The organism is Pelagibius sp. (assembly GCF_965227505.1).
In the GTDB taxonomy this organism is placed as follows: Bacteria; Pseudomonadota; Alphaproteobacteria; order Kiloniellales; family Kiloniellaceae; genus Pelagibius.
On sequence record NZ_OZ245757.1, the window covers coordinates 718,260 to 734,927 of the forward strand.

A 16,668-nucleotide genomic window follows, 5' to 3' on the forward strand; every position below is an offset into this window, starting at 1 on the left:
CCTAGCCTTCCTCGAAAACGGAGAGGTCGGTCCGCCCGACCCCGGTCAGCAGCGTGGAACCCGCACCGAGAACACCGCCTGTCCGCGCCGAGCGCGCATTGGTACGGTCCAGCGCAGCTTGTTGCTCCAGCCGCGATGCCCGCGTCGCGCCGCCGGCCAGGATGTTCTGGGCAGAGAGTTCGATCTCCGCCGCCGTCGCCTCGTCCACCAGCAGGGGGGAGCCCTGAAAGGTGACGCCGGAGCCCGCGCGACGCGCCCGGGAGGCGGCCAGGATGCGGCTTTGCTGGCGACGAAAGTCAGCGGCCTCGCGCTCGGCGATCTGCCGCTCCCGCTCCGCCTGCTGCTGGGCGACCTGAGCATTGAAGGCAGCGGCGTCGGCCTGGGCCTGCCCTTGCGCGATGGAGCCGACGGCCCCGACGGCCGCACCGGCCAGGCTGGCTATTGCAGCGATTTCTGGGAGTCCGCCCATAGGCAATACCTCGCGTAAGTTTCCGTTGTGCCCTCGTAGCGCGGCGCTAAGCCGGCGAAGCGAAAGCCGAGCCGCTCCAGCCAGCGCCGCGCTGCAGTGAAGTCCTTGTGCGCCTCGGCGGTGACCCGCTCCAGATCGTAGTGGTCGACGAGGGCCGGCAGGGCGCGGCTGACGGTGCGGTGCAGAAGCTGCGGACGGCGGCGCAGGTCGTTCGACAGAAAGGCCCAGGCCCGCCCGGTCCGCCCGTCCAGCACCAGCCCGGCGCAGCCCAGAGCCCGACCCGCCTCCGTCAGAGTGAAAGCAGGCCCGGTCGGGCGGTAGGCTGAGGCGAAGCGCTGCATCTGTGCGGGGTCCAGCACCGGAGGATCGATGTCGGCCAGGTGCGCCGGCACGAAGGAAATGATCTGGGGTTCGGCCATCAGAGCTGCTCGTTGGTCTTCAGCTCCGGCGCAGCGGCCAGAAGGGTGAAGGGCAGCGGCGCATCATCGGAGATGACGATCCGCGCATCGCGCTCGAAGTCGCCTTCGAAGCTGACATGGCGCTCGCCGGTGAACAGCGGCACCGCGGTGTCCATGGCGTCCTTCACCTCGCGCAGGGGAATAGCTTCCAGCTTATCGATCGACGGTCCGATGCGGATGCCCAGGCTGTGCAACAGCACCAGCACGATGCCATGCACCCGCTTCACCTTGCCGACCGCCGTGCCGGCAGCGGCGCCAAAGGCTAGCTTCAGACTCCGGAAAACGTGGCGGTAGCCTAGTCCCACGACTGCCTGGGAAACAGCGCTGTCGAGCGTCACTTGGCCGCCCGAAACAACCGCATCAGGCTGGATGGCGCCGTCCCCCAGGATCTTCACGGTCTCCCCCTCAAGATGGTCGAGACCTGAAATCGTGGTGACAGCCTTGCGCAGATGACCGCCGCCGCTGTAGGAACCGAGTAACGAAGCATCCACACCCACGACCTCAAGGGTGTCGTCCGTGGTGTTTGCGACCACGTACCGGTTCCCATTCAGCTCCGTCAGTCCTTGTAAGCCGTCGAAATCGACGCGATCCCCATCAGTGAGGCCATGCCCAGGCGCCGTAACCTCTAACGCCATGATCGATGAGTTACGGAGTCGAAGCTTATCCACATATTCGGCAACTCCCGAGAAGGCATCCCAGCGAAGTTCAATGGTAACCACACCGGTATACCCACTTAAATCAACGACCTGCGTTCCACTTGCATTCAACTGGCTGTATTCGAGCCCACCATCAACGCGAACCTGAAAGGTCGCGCCCGTGCCTTCAGCATCAACCTCCAGCGTGTCGACATCTGTAACATCGAATGAGCGTGAGATATGATCGACAAGCCCGGAGAAAAGGACACTGTAAACACCGTCTGTGACGTTGACCGTGCTCTGCGAGATGTTTCCGGTACCTCCTACGACCCACCCGTCAGGCACGTTACCAGTCCAGTGTTCAAAACTGTCCTGAGCAACCACTGCGGGTGCGAGGCTCGCACCTGAAATCTGTATCGAATTGTCCAAAACCAACCCGCCATCGACATAGAAGGCGCACTTCTGAGCTGCCAGAACCGCTTTGTCGTAGGCTGCCGTGTCGTCGAACCGCTCCGGGTTCGGTCCTTCGAAAGGACCTTCGAAGGCCTCGATGCTGCGGCGCGTCGCACCGTTGATGGTGCGCTTCACCGCAACCCAGGTCTCGTCGCGATTCTCGCTGCCCGCCGCCTGGCTGCCCGGGATGGTCGTGATGCTCTCCACCACCGCACCGCCGGCCTGAAAGCTCCCGCCCAGGATGTGCCGCGACCAGCCCACCACGTCCTGCTCGCGTCGATAGGTGAGCGTCGCCAGCACCCCGTCCTCGCGCAGACAGTGGACCTGGCTGTCCGGTTCCTGCTGATAGGCGACCTCGCGGATGCCGCTTTCGGAGATGTGGTCGGCCAGGATGGTCAGGTCTGGCGTGCGGAATCCGTCGGTCTCGAAGCTGAACACGAACTCGCGAAGCTTTCGTTTGGCCCGCTGCACGAAGAGCACGATGGAGCTGATGCGCACCGGCAGAGTATTAGCGCTGCCGTTGGTGGACTCGCGCCGCACCGTCAGATCCAACGGAGTCAGCACCGGCCCGTCGGAGGTCACCGACCACTCGCCGCCGGAGGTCCCCAGGATCAGCTGCCGCCCCGGCGACATCCAGCGGATGGCGTTCACCTGGTCGGCTGCGATGGTGAAATCCAAGGCGTCATCATCCTGAACCTCGATGGCACCGCCCTCTTCGCTGTCCGGCTGCATGTTCTCCAGGTCGCCGGACTGAGACATCCAAAACGTCTGTGGTTGGCTTCTGGTATTAGCCCAGACCAGCCGTTGCTCGAAGAAGGTGACGACCGAAGGATAGCCCTGCTCCGATGACCAGGCTCCCAACCGCCACTCGGAGGAGGCGGTGGTGCCGCCGAAGTTGCGATTAGGCAGCTGGGAAACCGCGACACTTTCCGGCGAGACGACGTCCGTGATCTGCGCGACGCCCCAGGTGCTGCCGTGCTTGATCCGCACCAGGCGGCCGACGTCGCTCTCCTTGAAGGGGGCGTGCCCGGCCGCTGTGATGTTGCCGTTGTTGAGGGAGGACGGTTGCAGCGTTTTCTGCGTATCCGTGTTCTCCAGACCAAAGGGACCGTCTTGAAAGGCCACCTCGACCAAAGACCAGGTGGTCCCTCCCCGGCGCTCCAGCTTGTGCGGGGCATGGTCGGGGTGAGCAAAGTACATCACGTCCGCCGACTGAGCCCACTTCAGGGTTCGGTAATCCGCTTCGCCGTAGGGTACCGTCAACTCCAGCGGCGCAGACGACCCCGCGCCTGAACCGATCAGCGCCACGTCATCGACGTAGATCGTTTTGTTGGCGCTGTTACGGAACTGGACGTAGAACGGGCTCATCGCCGGCGTGAAGGCGATGCTGTGAAAGCCCGTCTTCAGTTCCAGATCGGCAAGAAACTGATCCCCCTCGCTGGTGTTGCCGATGCGAAGCTTGATTGCATCCCCCGGCGCCCCGATAACCCGGAATCGCAGCACATGCTCCTGACCCGTGTTGGTGGTGGCTACGGCCTGCTCGGCAGTCGCAACGTCGCTCCCATTGCCGAGCAGAGCTAAGGCACCGTTGCTGTTGGCGGTTTCGATATCGATCTTCATGCGAAGATCGCGGGCGCCGAAGAATCCGCCGGAAGCGTCAGCAATGCTCGTAATGACATCGCTGAAGCCCGAGGAGAAAGCCGGCCCCCGATCTGCACACTGACTGAGGTTCACGCTGCCGGGACCGGGGGCCGATACATCTGACAAGACCATCCAATATGTGGTGCTGTCCGTCACACCCGGCTGCGTCGTCCAGGTGAAAGTGTAGAGGCCTGGCGTATCGAGAGCCAACGACACGCTGTCGCTACCGACCTGGACGCCCGGGCTGCCTGCGTTGTCGGTATAGAGACGGGCCGCCGCCGTCAGCGCGGCAACAAGGCTGGGCACCTGGACTCTGGCTCGCGCAATATTCCCGGACGCCGCGGGGGTGAACTTCAGGCCGACGTTGAGCCTGGGAGACACGCCGTCGCCAAAGCCTTGGTTGTTGATCTCCGCGAACTGCAAGAGATCTATGGAGTCGCCACCAAGAAAGACATGGTCGATTGAGGCGGCACCCGTCGAGCGATCGTCCCAACCGGTGATGTCACTGTCGAAGGTCCCATTGCTGATCGCTGCATCGGTCTCGGAAACGACGACCTGTCCTTTGTCACGGAAAAAGCGGAAGCAACCGTCACAGCCTTCCAGCACATAGGCCTGCTCGGTCGAAAACTCGAAAGGCAGCAGACGTGGGCGCTTCTCATGACTGCTGGCCGCCGCGACATATCGGGTTCCGGGGCGCCGGGTCAGCCCGCCCTGCGGTAAGGGGATCAGGTTCTCGACCCGTGAACCGGCATTCTGGTACTTGCCGAAATCGACGCGTGCGGCGAGGCGCGGTCCGATTTCGCCAGCGTTGAAGGCCGCTTGCAATGGATTGGCGCGGGGCATGGCTTACCTCACCCCCGCCCAGGCGCCCAGCGGCAGCGGGTCGGCCCGGTCTTCCAGCCCGTCTGTTGTGCGCGCGCGCCTCAGACGGGTGCGAAAGCGCGCCTCGAGCTTTTCCTCCAGGGTGTTGGACTGCGCAATGGGCACCGCTAGCTCGCGCGCGAGCAAGGCAGCGAGCGCCTCGCGGAAATCCGCCGGCATGAAGGTCACGTCCTCAACGCGCCGGACATAGCGCAGATAGACCTCCTCGGCATCGGTCACCAGATCTTCGCCCTCGATTTTGAATTCCAGCGACCCCAGGCCGGCCTCGTTGTCGTAGGCTCCGACGCTGCGGATCCAGTCCGCAGGTAGGGCGAAGGCCGCCGCGTAGCCGAAGGCCGGTGACTCACTTTTCTTGGCGAGCTTCGCCCGCGCCGTGGCGAAGTTCCAGGAGTGGGCGCGCAGGAGGTCGTCGCGGCAGCGCTCATAGAGGGTGGCGCAGAGGTTCGCATTCCGGCTCCCCTCCTCCAGCGAGGTGATGCGCGCGGCGCCGATCTTCGCCAGCGCACTGTTGCAAAGTCCCGTAACGTCGGTCATCGGCCTGCTCCTCAGGCGGCCTTGCGCGCACGGCGCGCCGGTTTCTTGGCTTCCTCGGTGCCGATCTGCGGCCCTGTGGATCTCGGCACCAATGCGCTGCGCAGGAAGGTCAGCCCATTGATGGTATCGGGCACCAGGCCGGCCACGTTTTCCAGAACCACTCTGTCGGTCTCGACAGCGCTGACCAGAAACAGGCCCCAGGCCGGCTGCTGCTCCGCATCGGCGCAGATCAGGATCATGTCGTTGGCCATCAGCCGCGAGGCACAGCCGAGGAAGTAATCGTCGCGGGTGACCGCGGTCAGCGGATCGTCGCTCTGATAGCCGAAGATGCAGAAGCTGTGCAGGGCGGCAATGGTCTCGAGGTTCTGGGACAGGGCTCTTGGCATCTCGTTCGCTCCGGGTTGCGGAAAGGCTCGAAGAAAGAGGGGACGGGCCGAAGCCCGTCCCCAAAGGCAGACCTCCGGGAACCGCCCGGAAGTCTGGGCGGCGGAGAACCGCTCAGTCGGTGTCGGCGGTGGTCAGTACCGTGGTGTTGGAAATGTCCACGGTGCTGCCGTCGTTCGAGAGCACCAGGTGCCAGCCCGACGCCGTGACGCTGCCCGGACTATCGGGATCGTCGACCTGCTGGACGAACACCAGGTCTCCGACCTTCAGCATGCCCACGGCCTCGCCGGTGAAGTAGCCGGTGGTGTCCACCGTGGCGGGGGTATCGGTGGTGCGATAGGCCCACCACTGCTGGCCCGCGCCATGGGCCATCAGCGTCAGGTGCTTTGCGTTGTATGCCATCTCTCAGGTCTCCTTAGGCCGGAATGGTCGCGGTGTCGTCGACGCGGATCTCGACAACGCCTTGCGTATCGATCAGGCAGGCACCCTGGCTCATCATGTTGTTGACGAAGTGTGCCGCCCGGTCGCCCTGCCAGGTGATGTCGCTGGTGACGTCGGCGCCGGAGGCATGGCCCAGGGCGTTCTTGTGGTAGGTGAAGCAGACCGCATTGGCCGTGCTCTTGCCCGGCAGCCCGGTATGCCGCATCCAGTTCACACCCAGCCAGGAGCGGGTGCGGTTCCTCTGCATGAACGGCAGATCGTCGCCTACGAAGTCGGCGCTGGCGAACTCCGGAATGGTGAGCGCGATGGACCACTGCCGCGGGGTAAGCAGGCCCCAACGCATCCCGTCGTCCGGAACGTCGTTGTCGTCCAGCGCCTCCACCGCCTGCAGCAGCAAGGTCCGCGTCAGGCCGGTGGTGAAGTTGCCGACCGCGGAGGTGGTTTGATCCGCCTGGGCGATGATCAGCTCATCTGTCTTGCGCCCCAGGCCCCAGGCGCCGGCGTTGGCGATCACCATGCGTTCGTCATGGTTGATCTTGGCTTCGTCGAGCTTGTCGACATAGTCGCCGGCGTAGAAGTCCTGCAGCGTGCATTCGATCGGCGTGTGGTCGACGTTCATCGGCGTCACCTTGCCGTGGCGCGCCTTGGTGGAGGCCACGCCCTTGCCGATTTTCTGGAAGGTGGTCGAGGCCCCCTTCACGTTGTTCTTGGAGCGCACCGTGGCCCGCAGCAGCGAGCCCTGGCGCTGATAGGCTTCGTGAACCTCTCGTTCGAATTGCTTCACGAAGGACAGATCGATGGAAGTGCTCATCGCACATCGTTCCTTTGCATCAGGTGGATGGGTGGTGAGCGTTCCGGTCGGTTGTCCGCGCAGCCGTAAGCGCGCGGGTCCCCGCTTCATGCGGGCCGCGGCTTCGGGCCTCGGGCCTTGGGATTGCTAAGGGAGTCCCCGCGGGGCCTCAGGGGTTATCCCGGGGAAAGAAAGAAGACGCTCTGACGGGCAAGGGAAGCCGGAGGGCTCGTCTGCCTAGTCGGCGAGATCGACCAGGACCTCGTTGCGGCGCAGCGGGCCCGGCGTGAAGGGATCGTTGTAGTAGGCGTAGGTGGGGCTGCCCTGAGGGGTCAGGCCGCGCCGCTCCAGCCAGGCCATCAGCCTGGCCTCCTGCTCGGCGATCAGGACGTCGGTCGCCACGCCGGAGAAGCGGATCGCCGCCCGGCGCGCCGGCGGGACCGGTTTCAGGCTGACGTCCGCTGAGGCCGGCAGCGGCAGATCCTCCAGCGCGTATTCCGAGGGCATGATGAAGCGCACGACCCAGCGATCGTCCGCGCCTGGTTGCAGCCTCTGCGTGACGGGCGCCGTCATGGCGATGCTCTCGCGCCTCTGGGTGACCGGCGCGGTCATGGCGATCGATTGCCCTTCCCGCTCCTTGGCGAAGATGTAATTGGCCAGGGGCGAGAAGCCGGCGCGCACGGCGGCTCTGCGGTCGCCGCCGCGCACCACCTCGGCCACGATCAGCGCCGGGTAGTCGCGCACCTCGATGGAACCGTCCCGCGTGACGACGGCGTACTTCGGCTGTTCGACGTTGTTGGTGGTGTACCACCAGCCCGCCACCGCAGCGGCCGCCAGACCGACGCCGCCCAGAACCACGAAGCCGAACACTTTCCAGACCTTCCGCATTGCCTCGCCGAAACTATCTCAGATACAGCTTATACGGCCGGCGGCGGCGCTTGGTTTGGTTCGTGCTTCTTAAAGCCGCTCCCCTTACAGCCGCCGCCCTTCGCTGCCGACGATGGGCTGGCTGCCATAGAGCCGGCCGTAGAGATCGCGCAGTTCCTGCTGGACCGCCGGGCTGGTGTAGCGCCGCGGATCGCTGTCCTGCAGGGCGTGCAGGCTGTCGATGCGGGACTGCAGGCTCCCCTCGCCCGGCAGCGGCTCGCCGCTCAGCGGCTGGTCCTCGCCCATGCGCCGGCCGATGGCGGCAAAGGCGCGCACGAAGGCCGGGTGGTCGCCCAGCATCACGCCGTCGATCTGCTGGTTCTCTAGCAAGGTGACGAAGTCGTCGTCGCCGAAGTCCCGCACGGCGCGTTGGGCAAAGGTCAGGTTGCGTTCGTGATCGCTCCCCCAGGTATGGCGCAGGCTCGCCTCCGCCTCTGCGCGGCGCTCCACGGAGCTGCGTTCCTGTTGTTCGACCGTCTGACCGAGGGTCCCGTAGTACCAGTCCAGGGCCTTCTGCACGACCGCGTTGCTGGCGCCCGCTTCGTGCATCGCGGCGGCGAAATCCTGCTGCAGGGCCTCGCCCGCCGCATCGGGGCGCAGGCTTTCCGGCAACCCCTCCGGCAGACTGAGATGATAGCCCTCGGGGTTTTCAGGCACCCCCAACTGCCGGCGGTAGGCGGCCTGTTCTTCCGCGGAGGCATCCGGTCCCGGCTTCACCACCGAACGGCCGAGCCGCGACTGCAGCGCGGCGTAGGACTTCACCACATCGCGCGGCGAGGTGAACTTCTCGGCGACGCGCCGCAGCTCCGGCTCGGCAATGGCGTCGCGCCAAGTGCCGCCCGTATCGGCGCCGTTCGCCGTCTCGCCTGCGGAACCGCCGTCCGCTTCCAGTGCCATCGGATTATCCGTCATCGGGTCCGTTCCTTTTCGCAGTGATCGAGGGGTTTTGGTGACCGGCTGACCGGGCGGGATCGCTCCGTCCGACAACCCAAACGTTTAGTGGCGTCCACTGATGTTCGTTTAAGCCATAGTCTTGCCTTATTTGGACGCCAACCTTAAGTAGAGTAAATCGGGAGGGATAAACATCCGTCGAAGAGGGAGAACACCAATGAAGACCAAACCAAGCGACGGTTCCGCCACCCACTGTCCGACCCCGCTTCGGAGGCTGCGGTGATGCTCGAAATCATTCTCTTCAAGCCCAGCCATCTCGCCGATATCGATCCGCCGGATCTCCTGCGCGAGCCCATGCGCCGCTTCGCCATGGCCTACTGCGACCGCGGCCCGGCGCTCACCTTCGTGGAGGACGGCCGGGTCCTCGGCTGCTTCGGGCTCATCCTCGACGGGCGCCAGGCCCGGGTCTGGGGCTTCCTCTCCTCGCTGCTGCGGGGCCGCCCGGCGACGCTCCACCGCATGGTCAAGGGCGCCCTGCCGAAGCTGAAGCGCCACTATGGCCTGGACATGATCCTGGCGGAGGCCCATCCCGACCACGCGCCCAGCTGGCGCTGGCTGGAACGCCTGGGCTTTCGCTTCAACGGCGTCGCCCAGCGCTGTCCCATCGCCGGGGAGCGGCACCTGCGCTATCTCTATTGACGCTGCTGGCGCGAGATCGGTGGGCGGGAACGCGGATCGCCGGGCATGCTTTATTGGCTGCGCGTCATGTGCGGGGCGTGGAAGCCCGCTTGAAGGGGACTGCGCCACTGCCTATCCTATAGCGGTGCCTCGCTCCCACGGTGGGACGACAAGACGTAGGCCCATCGTGCGTAGGCCCAATGGAGTACGAACCTCCCTGGGTTCACCGAGGCACACCTTCTCCCCTAGTTCCGTTTGAAGAACATCGGCCCGCGAAGTTGGCTGAGGTTAACGTCGTCTTCTGTCACCATCGAAGTTTGATCGCCGAGCGCCTTGAATGCGGCCCATGAAGCTCCTACACTCTGACCGTGCCTCGCTCCCACGGTGGGACGACTAAACGTAGGCCCATCGTGCGTAGGCCCAACGGAGTACGAACCTCCCTGGGTTCACCGAGGCACACCTCATCCCCCTCAGTTCGGATTGAAGAACATCGGCCCGCGAAGTTGTCTGAGGTTAACGTCGTCTTCTGTCACCATCGAAGTATGATCGCGGCGTGCCTTGAATGCGAGCCGGGAAGTCCCTACACTCTAATCGTGCCTCGCTCCCACGGTGGGACGACCAAACGTAGGCCCATCGTGCGTAGGCCCAACGGAGTACGAACCTCCCTGGGTTCACCGAGGCACACCTTCTCCCCTAGTTCCAATTGAAGAAGATCGGCCCGCGAAGTTGGCTGAGATCGAAGTTTATGTCACTGATACCGGTCTTGAACCCGGTGAGCAGCCAAGTCTCGCGATCCCCATTCTTGTATAGGCTCAGAATGGCTTCGTGACCGCGGTGAAACAGAACAACCCGTTTCCCGGTGCCAGTTCCTCGCTCATCAATCTGAATTCCCTTTGCTATCGTCTCGATCAGGTCATCGATGACTTCGGTTCCGTGCTTGGCGATGATATGGGAAATTCCGCTTCCCCCTCGATAACGACGCTCTGGAGCGCCGGCCTTGCCGAAGAGAAACGCGACCGGCCCGACGTCCTTGCGGAACATGGCTTCCGCCACCACACCCGCCTCGCCGCGCAGCGCCTGCTCGATCACCAGGTCGACCGAGGCCAGGCCGCGCCGTACGTTCTCGCGCGGGTCGCGCGGCGGAAAGCGGGTCTTGGCGATGGCCTGTGCCGCCGTCTGATCGAGGAACCCGGGCGGCAGGTCTCGTGCCGCCAAAGCTCTGATCTGGCGCAGGCGGCCCTGCTCATTGCGCCCCGGCGTCTTCTCCAAGACCACCTGCAGCGGCCGTCTTGACGGAACACGCTTTGCTTTCTTCGCCGCGCCGCTGGCTCTGGCGGTCTCTTCGAGGCTGCGGGTACCGCGCAGGGCAGGCCCGCCCAGCGGGATGGCACCGGCCAACCCCATAACCGTGTCGGCTGCGGCCTGCTGCGCAGCCGCCGTGTCCCCTGCGCCGACGCTGTCGACAAAGCGGTTGGCTGCCTCGTTGTAGTCGAGCAGCGATTGCGCTTCTCCGGAGCCGGGGGCAACTGCCTTGACCAGTTCGACCAGGTCCTGCCCTTTGGGCAGGGCGTCATAGGTGTCGCGGAGGCCGGGCGGGATGTAGCGGCGAAGGCCGTGCCGTTGCAGCCGCTGCCATTCCTCTTCGAACGCGTCGGTGATGCGCCCCAGGCCGCCAGCGCTGGTCTTGCGTTCGATTTCCTCGAACGCTGCTTCCTTCAGGCTGTGCAGGCGGGAGCCCGGCAGGCTCGGCGCATCGATGTCGACGCCGAGTTGTTCCAGCAACGCCAGTTCGGTGGCGGGATCGAGTGCGAAGGTGGCCTGATCCGGCGTCTCCTCCTCCGAAGAGTCTGCCGCTGAAGCGCTGGCCTCCGCATCCCGCGCGTCGAATGTCTGCGCCGGATCTGTCCCTGTGAGATCTGCAGCGCCACCACTGGAAGCGGCGGCGTCGCCGACGATCGTCTCGGCGCCCTGCCCGCTCAGGATGTCTTGCACGGGCGCCTCGGCGGGCGCCAGATCTTCCGGAGCCGCCATCGCCGGCGCATTCGGATCGGGGTTGGGGGTGACGAGGACGAGGCCGGTGTTGCGCCGGTTGCGCACCCAGAACACATCTTCGGGCGCCAGGCCCTCGGCCTGCCACCGGCGCCGCGCCTCCTCGGCCACGGCGGCGATGCGTCCGGTCTTGATGTAATGGGGACCGTAGCGGCGCGGCACCGTGAAGCTGTCGTAGACGTGGTCGAAGCGCCAGATGGCCTCGAAGAGCCCGCGGCGCACCGCGCCCTCGGGATCGGAGCCTTCGCGGTAAAACTGCCGCGCCAAGCGCTTGCCCCACTCCTCCCGGTCGCCGGGCTGGCCGATGAGCTGTCCCGCCGCCTTGGCCAGTTTCTGGCTGCGGCGGTAGAGGCGCTTGTGCTCGCGGTCGTGTTTCCAGGGCTCCACCGCCTCGCCGTTGGCCTCGATGAAGTCGACTTCCAGCGCCCAGCCGCGCGTGTCGCGCACCGGCGCCGCGCCGAAGACCAGCGCACGGGCCATGGCGTCTTCCTTGACCCGCTGTTCCTCCGGCCCCAGCGGCGCGACGGCACGCAGGTCGAAGATCGAGGGCCGGCGGCGTTCCGGCGGTGCAGGCGCAGCGGAGGGCGGGCCGCCGGCACGCGCGCCGGCAGCCTCCGGGGAGGCGTCGTCTGTCATGGAAAACTCCGTTCGGAAGGGCGGCGGCCAGAAAGCGCCTTCAAAGGAGAAGGCTCAGAAGGCTGTCAGCTCAGTCTTGAGCACTGCCTAGATGCCGCTCCTACGGGCCCGGCGGTAACGCCAGTGCGCGTAAGCAATCGTGGTCAGCGAAAGGAGGCTGACCGAAACGTAATACGGTGCATAGGCATAGTCCAAAAACCAGTCGTCAGCAAAGCCGTGGGGAGGGTCCCTCAATATGAAATCACAGGGACTCAGACCGGCGATGTTCACAACCTTGAATAACTGCACCCCTCAGTATGCCTGCCAAACCATGAACCCAAGAAGCGGCAGAGCAAGAGCAACCCCCTCTGAGTCCAAGCGGGCTCTCGCCAGTATCAGAAACGCAATAAGATAGCAGGGAGCTGATATGATAGTGTGCACCCCAAGTGCCTGTGCATCCCCCATCGGGCAATGCTGAGGAAGAGTTCCTCCCCAGCTGAGAAACGCCGCCAGGTATAAGGGTGCAATGGACCACCTCCTCACAGTTCTCTCCCTGGCCCACGCGGCGGCATCGCATCCGATCTCACGGAGAGGTTCTTGCGCGTGCGCTGATAGCGCCAATGCGAATAGGCGATGGCAAACACCGAGGCGAGGCTCATGGAGATGTAGTAGGGTGCGTACAGCAGCTCGAACCAATCGCTGTCTGCCTCTCCGAACTCCTCACCCATCATGAGATTGCAGGCATTGCGTCCATTGATGTTCAGCAAAACGAAGAGCTCAAAACCCCAAGCTGCTTGCCAAAGCATCAAAGGCACCAGCGGCATAGCAATGACGAGGCCAATGGGCTTTAGGTGGCGAGCCAGCAGGACCGCAATTGATGCTGCGTAAGGAATCCAAGAAAACATGAGGGCGCCAGCCAGTGACTTTGGATCTCCCATGGTGCAGGTCGTCATAAAGGTCCCACCCCAGCTCAGAGCCCAAGCGAGATACAGAACCGGGATCACCCAAGCTGCCAAGCTGACATCCCCCCAACGAGTACTAAGAAATCCAACCGCCAGCTTCTTTCGCTGCAGTGTCAGAAGTTCGATCAATTCAGGGCGAAATCGAGGCGAGTTGAACGGTATCCACGATGAGCTGCTGGCGCCGCGATATGTATGGCTTACGCGGTGCTCTGGCGTTCTTGCCAATGACACCAATGCGCATAACCAAGCGCGGCAATCGCTCCCAGACTAACAAATAGATAGTACGGCGCATAAACTTGCTCGAGCCAGCCGCCCTGCGACGGCCCAAACTCCTCACCGAACATGTGGCTGCATGCGCTCCGCCCGTTTACGGTCACCACGATGAAAAGCTGCGCTCCCCAATAGGCTTGGCGAACCAGAAGGAGCATCAATGGCAGCGCTACGATGAGTCCAAGGGGGTTGATTCTAGCAAAGCGAAGACAAGCGAAAGATACCAGGTATGGACCAACAGAGAGAACCAGGCCGCCTGCAAGTGATTTCGGATCGCTGCCGGTACATGTTGTCGCAAAGGTGCCAAACCAGGACAGGAACCAAGCAAGGTACAAAAAAGCAATTCCAACTGCTGCCAATGTGTCTACCCCATTAGGCTGCTGTTCTGTCGGCCAAGCCTTACGGCGAGCACTCCTCTCTTGCTATCCAACTGTGACGACAATCAGGCGGTTCTAGGGAGATGCTTTGTTTCTGATCACTCAGATACTTCGGAGCCCAGATGCCTTTTCAGCTCTTCCCGGCGGCGATGAAATTCCTCCAGGTATGCCTTTCGAGCTGGCGTCTTGTTGAGTTCCGGATCAGCAAATCCCAGAGGCGTTCTCTCCCATGCGCGTGTTTCGTATACCTGTCCGGGATCGGGCAAGGCATGTTCAGCAATCCGCTACGACAGTCCGTCTAATCAAAGACTTGAGCGACCGCGTTGCGACTAGCTTCATGTTGACGAAGTCGTCGATATGCGTGGAGAAGGCCGAGAATGGAGCCCATGCTGACAAGGATATAGTAGGTGCCTGCGATCTGTTCCAGCCAATCGTCCGATGCGGAGCCGAAGGGCATCCCCATTGTCAGAGTGCAGGCACTTAATCCGTCGACGTTAACGATATAGAACAAGCGAAAGCCCCAAACGGCCTGCCATGCCATCATCGGGATGAGCGGTGCGGCCAGCACAAGTCCAAACTTTTCCACCCGTACACTCGCGAGCAACATGAACCCAACCGCATAGGGGATGACCGACAAGAGAATTGCGATTTTCAGAGGCTGTGCGTCTCCCATCGGACAGTGGTCGATGAAGACTTGGTGCCAGGAAACAGCCCAGGCGAAGTAGAGCAACATCGAAACAGCCGCGCCTGCCATGGAGCACCTCAGGAAACAAACAATGCCACCGACCAAGACGGACAATCTGCGATGATGGCGTGTCAGCATTAGGGGCCGGAGATGGCAGAATCTGGGCAACTTTCATGGAAACCCCATAGAAGCCGAAGCAAAGGTATCTCAGAAGGCTACCATCAGTTCGATCCTAGTGAGCGTTGCTCCAATCGCCTCTTGAGCGCCTCTCGGCGCTCTCGCCTTTGTCTGAGGAACGATTGCCTGATACGCATCTTGTTTCCTTCGGGATCAGCGAACCTGTCCGGAATACGCTCCCAGAGTCGATTTTTGTAAACTTCGGCGCGCCCCATTCGCTCAGCTACGCTCTTCCAATGAGGTTAGCTAGTTTGTCTGGCTCGGCGGTAACGCCAGTGTGCATGAGCAATTACAAGCGGCGAACCTAGGCTTACGATTATGTAGTATGGCGCAAAGACATACGCCAAGCGACTACGGTCGGCAGGGCCGTGGGGCTCTTCCATTATGAAATCGCAGGGACTCAGACCGGCGATGTTCGTAACCTTGAATAACTGCACCCCCCAGTATGCCTGCCAAACCATGAACCCAAGGAGCGGCAGCGCAAGAGCAAGTCCGTCTGTGTCCAGGCGGGCTCTAACTAATATCACGAAGGCGAGTAGATAGCAGGGAGCTGACAAAATGGTGTGCACCCCAAGTGCCTGCGCATCTCCCATCGGGCAGTGCTGAGGAAGGGTTCCTCCCCAGCTGAGAAACGCCGCTAGGTACAAGGGTGCGATAGACCACCTTGTCACGATTCTCTCCCTGGCATCCGCCGCAGCATTGTGTCAACTCGCACAGAGAGGTTCTTGCGTCACAGTGACGAAAGTTCGATGAGACGAGGGCGAAATCATGGCATGCGTTCCGCTTGCTCTCGATAAACTCCAAATGCTGCAACAGACCAATGGTCATGCGCCTTGCCTCAGGGAATTCGCTTTTTCATTTTGTCTCGGCGACGCTGCATCGCCCTACGTACTCTGGGCGTTGTGGCCGGTGACGGCTGCTCCCATAGACGCTCTTTATAGACCTCAGCAACACGCGCGCCGTAATCGCTTACGTTTTCCATGCCCGTGAACTTGTACGGCGAGGCTACCTTGGCAACAGTCTGGTCCTCGACTCGCTCTTGCAGTCGTCGAATGAGCGTCACGCCAGCCCGTACGTTTACAAGTGGGTCTTCAAACTCCTTGCTGCCATCGCCCAGCTTGCCCCATATGTCAGGATTGATGTTCATCGGAAGGATCGTCCCTGCGACACCAAAGGTCTCAAAAAAGCGCCCGTAAGATGCCCCCTGGGCATTCTCCACGTACGCGATGGCCTTGACCAAGTCGGGATCGACACCCTGTCGCTTTGCTTCATGCTCAATAGCGTCTTGATGCACCCAAACGGCCCAATATCCATGGCCGTGAAAAGCATGGATCGGCTCTTCGCCACTTGCTGTTGCAGAGTCCGCGATCTCAAAGACGGCGGGTTCGTCGGCCAGGATGTTGGCGATGCGGTCCTTTTCTAGGTTGATCACTGGCGCCAGAGAGCCGTCGGCAAGACGGGTTTTCGAGGCAACGACATCGCTGGCAAGCGGAAGATCGGGATAGCTGAGTCGCACCGGCTGCTTCGTGCCGAAGTCCGTCCCCAGGTGTTCCGCCGGAACACGATCGGCGCCTTCAGGAAAGTAGGGCTCGAAGGCCTCTTCGATGTCGGCCTGGCCGGTGACGGTCTCGGCGCCCTGCCCGCTCAGGATGTCTTGTACGGGTGTCTCTGCAGGGGGCAGGTCTTCCAGCACCGGGGCTGCCGGCGCCTTCGTATCGGGGTTCGGCGTGACGAGGACGAGGCCGGTGTTGCGCCGGTTGCGCACCCAGAACACATCCGCGGGCGCCAGGCCCTCGGCCTGCCATTTGCGGCGCGCCTCCTCCGCCACCGCGGCGATGCGCCCGGTCTTAATGTAATGCGGGCCGTAACGCCGCGGCACCGTGAAGCTGTCGTAGACGTGGTCGAAGCGCCAGATGGCCTCGAAGAGCCCACGGCGCACCGCCCCCTCGGGGTCGGAGCCCTCGCGGTAAAACTGCCGTGCGAGACGCTTGCCCCATTCCTCCCGGTCTCCCGGCTGGCCGATGAGCTGTCCCGCTGCCTTGGCCAGCTTCTGGCTGCGGCGGTAGAGGCGCTTGTGCTCCCGGTCGTGTTTCCAGGGCTCGACCGCCTCGCCGTTGGCCTCGATGAAATCGACTTCCAGCGCCCAGCCGCGCTGGTCGCGCACCGGCGCCGCGCCATAGACCAGCGCGCGGGCCATGGCGTCTTCCTTGACCCGCTGTTCCTCCGGCCCCAGCGGCGCGACGGCACGCAGGTCGAAGATCGAGCGCCGCGGCTGAGGGTGCGCCGGCGCAGCAGGTCCCGCGCCGCGGGTGGCTTCGCCCGCAGCGTTGTCCAGATCCTCTCTTGTCAT

General features: G+C 63.2%; 15 protein-coding genes. 1 reads left to right on the forward strand and 14 read right to left on the reverse strand.

From position 1 onward, the window contains the following. Nucleotide 1: 1 nt before the first annotated feature. The 9 genes from ACO06P_RS03440 to ACO06P_RS03480 all read right to left on the reverse strand — a co-directional run bounded on the left by ACO06P_RS03440 (nt 2) and on the right by ACO06P_RS03480 (nt 8,526). Complete coding sequence (locus ACO06P_RS03440; RefSeq protein ID WP_420348609.1) at nt 2-469, reverse strand: hypothetical protein; 468 nt, start codon at nt 467-469, stop codon at nt 2-4. After that, entirely contained in the window at nt 439-888 is a 450-nt protein-coding gene (locus ACO06P_RS03445) for a hypothetical protein (protein ID WP_420348610.1), read from the reverse strand. The genes ACO06P_RS03440 and ACO06P_RS03445 overlap by 31 nt, the downstream gene beginning before the upstream one ends. Next, nucleotides 888-4,499 carry a ubiquitin-activating E1 FCCH domain-containing protein gene (locus ACO06P_RS03450; protein ID WP_420348611.1) on the reverse strand — a complete coding sequence of 1,204 codons (3,612 nt, stop codon included), beginning with the start codon at nt 4,497-4,499 and terminating at the stop codon, nt 888-890. Before ACO06P_RS03450 ends, ACO06P_RS03445 begins: the two co-directional genes overlap by 1 nt. A 3-nt stretch (nt 4,500-4,502) precedes the next feature. After that, the gene (locus tag ACO06P_RS03455; RefSeq protein WP_420348612.1) at nt 4,503-5,072 is read right to left on the reverse strand and encodes a hypothetical protein; all 570 of its coding nucleotides are present in this window, start codon (nt 5,070-5,072) and stop codon (nt 4,503-4,505) included. 11 nt (nt 5,073-5,083) lie between these two features. Continuing rightward, the gene (locus ACO06P_RS03460) at nt 5,084-5,458 is read right to left on the reverse strand and encodes a hypothetical protein (protein WP_420348613.1); all 375 of its coding nucleotides are present in this window, start codon (nt 5,456-5,458) and stop codon (nt 5,084-5,086) included. A gap of 112 nt (nt 5,459-5,570) precedes the next feature. Continuing rightward, nucleotides 5,571-5,858, reverse strand: a complete 288-nt coding sequence (locus ACO06P_RS03465) for a hypothetical protein (protein ID WP_420348614.1) — start codon at nt 5,856-5,858, stop codon at nt 5,571-5,573. Between the two features lie 13 nt (nt 5,859-5,871). Beyond that, nucleotides 5,872-6,708 (reverse strand): phage capsid protein, encoded by an 837-nt coding sequence (locus tag ACO06P_RS03470; protein ID WP_420348615.1) that lies wholly within the window; start codon nt 6,706-6,708, stop codon nt 5,872-5,874. 216 nt (nt 6,709-6,924) lie between these two features. Next, the gene (locus tag ACO06P_RS03475; RefSeq protein WP_420348616.1) at nt 6,925-7,575 is read right to left on the reverse strand and encodes an SOUL family heme-binding protein; all 651 of its coding nucleotides are present in this window, start codon (nt 7,573-7,575) and stop codon (nt 6,925-6,927) included. 84 nt (nt 7,576-7,659) lie between these two features. Then, complete coding sequence (locus ACO06P_RS03480) at nt 7,660-8,526, reverse strand: hypothetical protein (protein ID WP_420348617.1); 867 nt, start codon at nt 8,524-8,526, stop codon at nt 7,660-7,662. Nucleotides 8,527-8,787: 261 nt separating this feature from the next. Here ACO06P_RS03480 and ACO06P_RS03485 point away from each other — a divergent pair, with 261 nt between their 5' ends. Then, the gene (locus ACO06P_RS03485; RefSeq protein ID WP_420348618.1) at nt 8,788-9,204 is read left to right on the forward strand and encodes a GNAT family N-acetyltransferase; all 417 of its coding nucleotides are present in this window, start codon (nt 8,788-8,790) and stop codon (nt 9,202-9,204) included. Nucleotides 9,205-9,876: 672 nt separating this feature from the next. Here the strand turns inward: ACO06P_RS03485 and ACO06P_RS03490 are convergent. The 5 genes from ACO06P_RS03490 to ACO06P_RS03510 all read right to left on the reverse strand — a co-directional run bounded on the left by ACO06P_RS03490 (nt 9,877) and on the right by ACO06P_RS03510 (nt 16,668). After that, nucleotides 9,877-11,868 (reverse strand): hypothetical protein, encoded by a 1,992-nt coding sequence (locus tag ACO06P_RS03490; protein WP_420348619.1) that lies wholly within the window; start codon nt 11,866-11,868, stop codon nt 9,877-9,879. 518 nt (nt 11,869-12,386) lie between these two features. After that, nucleotides 12,387-12,938 carry a hypothetical protein gene (locus tag ACO06P_RS03495; protein WP_420348620.1) on the reverse strand — a complete coding sequence of 184 codons (552 nt, stop codon included), beginning with the start codon at nt 12,936-12,938 and terminating at the stop codon, nt 12,387-12,389. A gap of 68 nt (nt 12,939-13,006) precedes the next feature. Next, a complete protein-coding gene (locus tag ACO06P_RS03500; RefSeq protein ID WP_420348621.1) occupies nt 13,007-13,438 on the reverse strand; it encodes a hypothetical protein in 432 nt (143 codons plus the stop codon). A gap of 316 nt (nt 13,439-13,754) precedes the next feature. Beyond that, nucleotides 13,755-14,210, reverse strand: a complete 456-nt coding sequence (locus tag ACO06P_RS03505) for a hypothetical protein (RefSeq protein WP_420348622.1) — start codon at nt 14,208-14,210, stop codon at nt 13,755-13,757. A gap of 946 nt (nt 14,211-15,156) precedes the next feature. Continuing rightward, nucleotides 15,157-16,668, reverse strand: coding sequence for a hypothetical protein (locus ACO06P_RS03510; RefSeq protein WP_420348623.1), 1,512 nt, complete (start codon nt 16,666-16,668; stop codon nt 15,157-15,159).